Raw genomic sequence first — 999 nt, forward strand, 5'->3', positions numbered from 1 at the left:
GGCTGTGGCTTCGTGCAGGGAGCGTTTCTTTTTACGGAATTGGTGGAACATTACCACAGCTGTGGGCCGTTGTGTGATTTTTTGGATGCCGCTGATAGTCACGGCGTCATTGTAATGGGCTTTTGGCAAGTCTAACTTGGCCCGGTCTAAAGTCGTCTGGGCCCCATATTGAAACTTTGCTGCTGGAAAGGCCATGAACAACCGGCGGCGCAGGATGTTCATGAAGGTGGCGCCTTTTAAAGAACGGTGACTTTGAAATTGCTTGGCCTGCAGGGCATAGAGTTTGCCCCCGGGCTGATGATTAGCCAAGGTATGACAGTTGGCACACACCGTGAGCAGATTGCTCACTTGGTTGGTGCCCCCAGTAGACCGGTAAATGATGTGATGGATCTTCAGTTTTGGGTCTTTGCTTTTACCCTGGCAGATCTGGCAGGTATAGTTATCCCGGGCTAAGACATATTGCTTAGTCGTTTCATAGCCGTACTTGTCGCCTTGCTGATAACCCAAACCTGTAATATCCGGTTGTTTCATTTTTGCCATGTCGAACTTGCCCACTTCGATATGCAGGTCTGCTTTAGGCAGGACCGCTTGCATTCGCTGAATCCAATTGATGTTGTGTTGGACTTTACTGGCAACTGATGGCGGTAGCCAGCCTACCGGCTTGGCCCGGTTCAAAAAACGAGGCGGACGGTATCTAGTATTACGATTGCGGCGACCATTGCGGTAAGCCCGTCTGGTATCCAGTAGTTTCTTCACATCTTGCCGCAGACTGACTTCGCCTTGGAATAGGACTTTATCCTGAGACGTAACTGCCAGACCGATATGATGCTGTCCAGAATCTACACCGATTGAGACAGGTTGTTTATAACCGGTTGAGCCGAACAATAGTTGAATAGTGAATGGTTCTTTCTTGACAACTTTGGCTCTGCCAGCCTGTAAGAGTTTACGACATTTTTGTTGTTTACAGGGCATCAGTGGCTCGCCCTGGCGATTGATGAC

The 999-nt window shown here is 49.3% G+C and carries 1 protein-coding gene; it reads right to left on the bottom strand.

The genetic code is table 11. The annotated features are described in order from the left end of the window. A partial coding sequence (iscB, locus tag FC83_RS13275; RefSeq protein WP_236700843.1) for an RNA-guided endonuclease IscB occupies positions 1-999 on the bottom strand: 999 nt, incomplete at both ends.

It is taken from the genome of Agrilactobacillus composti DSM 18527 = JCM 14202 (genome assembly GCF_001436375.1).
Lineage (GTDB): Bacteria > Bacillota > Bacilli > Lactobacillales > Lactobacillaceae > Agrilactobacillus > Agrilactobacillus composti.